Annotated in this window: 3 protein-coding genes; 1 reads left to right on the top strand and 2 read right to left on the bottom strand. The window is 66.3% G+C overall.

Features of this window, described 5'->3' with window-relative positions:
* Positions 1–1,314: magnesium chelatase (locus ACIRA7_RS16405; RefSeq protein ID WP_396221904.1), on the bottom strand; the 1,314-nt coding region annotated here is incomplete at its 3' end.
* A 347-nt stretch (positions 1,315–1,661) separates the two neighbouring features.
* On the opposite strand from ACIRA7_RS16405, the gene ACIRA7_RS16400 reads away from it, so the two are divergent.
* Positions 1,662–1,865 carry a hypothetical protein gene (locus ACIRA7_RS16400; protein ID WP_309670502.1) on the top strand — a complete coding sequence of 68 codons (204 nt, stop codon included), beginning with the start codon at positions 1,662–1,664 and terminating at the stop codon, positions 1,863–1,865.
* Between the two features lie 310 nt (positions 1,866–2,175).
* On the opposite strand, the gene ACIRA7_RS16395 is transcribed toward ACIRA7_RS16400, so the two are convergent.
* A partial coding sequence (locus ACIRA7_RS16395) for a YgfZ/GcvT domain-containing protein (RefSeq protein ID WP_396221903.1) occupies positions 2,176–2,838 on the bottom strand: 663 nt, incomplete at its 5' end.

Raw genomic sequence — 2,838 nt, 5'->3', positions numbered from 1 at the left:
GTCGCCCTTCTTGGCGAGTCCGAGGGCGATAACCGTCTGTACGAGTCCCGGTACCGTTTCGAAGCCCTGTCGCACGAGCGACATCGAGATCTCGTCGGCGACCTGCAGGGCACCGCCGGCGTCGAACCACATGATGACGTCTTCGGCATCGATATCGCCGGCGCGTTCACGCAGGGTGGCGTCGCAGGCGCGACGGATGAGGTCCTTGGCGATCGTGGCGCCGCCCACGAGTTCTCCTTCGTACTCGAGCTCGATCTTGCCGGTGATCGCGGGCAGCGCGGCGTACACGTCGGCTACGCGCGGCACCGCCTCGGTGTCGCCGCTGCGCAGGGCGCGCTGCTCGGCGTTCGACACCACGTTTTCCATCGCGGTGATCGGCATGCGCTGCGACACGCCCGAGCGCTTGTCGATGCGCTTGTCGTCGCGTGCTTCGAAGGCGATGCGCTCCACCACTTCCTCGATCAGGTCGGGCACGCGGATCTGCACGCCGCCCGAGCGCTCCGTCCACGCTTCCTGACGCGTGATCTCGACACCGAGTTCGACGCTCTCGGGGTAGTGCGTGATGATTTCGCTGCCGATGCGGTCCTTGAGTGGCGTGATGATCTTGCCGCGGGCCGTGTAGTCTTCGGGATTGGCGGTGAAGCAGAGCAGGACATCGAGTGCGAGGCGCACCGGATAGCCTTTGATCTGCACGTCGCCTTCCTGCATGATGTTGAACAGCCCGACCTGCACCTTGCCGGCGAGGTCGGGGAGTTCGTTCAGCGCGAAGATGCCGCGATTGGCGCGCGGCAGCATGCCGTAATGAATCGTGAGCTCGTCGCCGAGGATGTGTCCACCGCGGGCGGCCTTGATGGGGTCCACGTCACCGATGATGTCGGCGATCGTGGCATCGGGCGTTGCGAGCTTTTCGACGTAGCGCTGGTCGCTCGACACCCAGGCGATCGGGGTATCGTCGCCATGCTCCTGAATGAGCTGCTTGGCGTACTTCGAGATGGGCGCGAACGGATCGTCGTTCACTTCGCTGCCAGCCACGACCGGCATCTGCGGGTCGAGCAGGGTGACCAGCGCGCGGAGGATTCGCGACTTCGCCTGACCGCGGAGACCGAGCAGGATGAAGTTGTGGCGCGCCAGGAGCGCGTTCACGATCTGCGGCATCACGGTGTCTTCGTAGCCAAGGACGCCGCGGAAGAGTGGGCCGCCAGCCTGCAGGCGCGTGATCAGGTTCCGCCGGATTTCGTCTTTGACGGACGTCGGGCGATTCGTGGCATAGCTGGAGCGCTTGAGGGCGCCGAGGGTCTCGGGGAGTCTGGACACTGGTCTGGACTGAAGGTCGTGCGGTGGGCGATCGGACCGACCGCCGTTGACGTCGATACCGGATAAAGCGCAGAAGGACCGCGAGTTGTGCCCGATCATCGGATTGTTACCCTGTGGCGCCGTTCCCACGGGTCGCCGGTTGGACCGGCGGTGGTCACCAACGAACCCGTTGTGTCATAAACGCTTGACTCCGCATGGAACTCTTCGGTCGGCGCGGGGTGACTCTTGACAGCGGAGCCGTGGAACGTACATTGACGCTGCTTGAACCCCGTCGGCCTTCTGCCGGGGGGGCCGTGCGCTTTTCAGGACGCACGGCGCAACCACCGCACCGTATGGAGTCCTCCACTATGAAGCGCATCGCTCTCGTCGCTGCTGCACTCGTGCTCGCCGCCTGCTCCGCCAAGGAAGAGGCCCCGGCCGCTGATTCGGCCGCCGCTGCTCCGGCCGCTGCCGCCCCGGCCATGGATTCGGCCGCGATGACGCCGCCGCCGGCCGACTCGGCCGCGATGGCCGCCCCGGCTGCTCCGGCCGCCGACACGACCAAGCACTAAGCTTGAAGTCTGCAGGAACGGAAAGGCGGGCGACGAAAGTCGCCCGCCTTTTTCGTTTGGAGTCAGCGATCCGTCCGCGGCGCCAGCGATCAGGGCCCCACACGACCCATCACCCCACTCCACGAAATACGCTCGACACGGTGGACTGAAGTTGGCTGAACACTGAACACTATAAGAAGTCTGACGCCAGAATTCTGAACACTGAACACTGGCGCTGTGCGGTCGGCCCAGTCGCCAGTGGCCTGAGCTCTGATCTCTGACCGTGTATAGCGGTCAGAGTTCAGCCAACGTCAGTACTCGGTACTGAGCGTTATGCGGAAAAGGGGAGTTCACGCACTTCGGCGCTGATCGGGCCATCGCGCCCGTCCACCAGCACCGTGTCCCCTTCCTCCACTTCGCGGCGGAGCATCGCGATTGCGATCGGCCCTCGCGTCGGCGACATCGCCGTGCTGCGCACGTCGCCTACCACCTTGCCGCTGGCGTCCAGCACCTGCCCGTGCCGCGGCAGGGCCGTGGCGCCCAGCAGCCCGCGCAGCCGGCGATTCACGTGCCCGCGGAAGTGGAGGCGCGCCACGGTTTCCTGTCCCGTGTAGCACCCCTTGGTGAACGAGATGGCGCCCAGCGCGTCCAGATTCGCTTCCTGCGGGATCGTGTTGTCGTCCATGTCCACGCCCCACGCCGGGCGTCCGGCTTCCACTCGCGCCACGTCCCACAGCGCGCCCGTGCCATGTCGGGCCCCCGATTGCTCGAGTTGCGCGCGCACTGTCGCGGCGTCACGGCTGTCGGCCATGATCATGAACCCTGGCGTCGCTCCCAGCAGGGGGGCGCGAATGATCCGGACGGTGGCCGGGCCGATGTGCCACGGGCCGTGCTGCCACTCCGGCCAGTCGGCGAGCGCCGGCGTCATCGCGTCGCTCGGCGCCTCGGTGGTTTCGTCGGCACTATTGAGGGCGGTCAGGGTCTGCGCCGCCTG

It is taken from the genome of Gemmatimonas sp. (genome assembly GCF_044376735.1).
Classification (GTDB): Bacteria; Gemmatimonadota; Gemmatimonadetes; order Gemmatimonadales; family Gemmatimonadaceae; genus Gemmatimonas.
The sequence above is the reverse complement of the archived record's forward strand: the minus strand, read 5'-3'. Positions and strand labels throughout refer to the sequence as shown.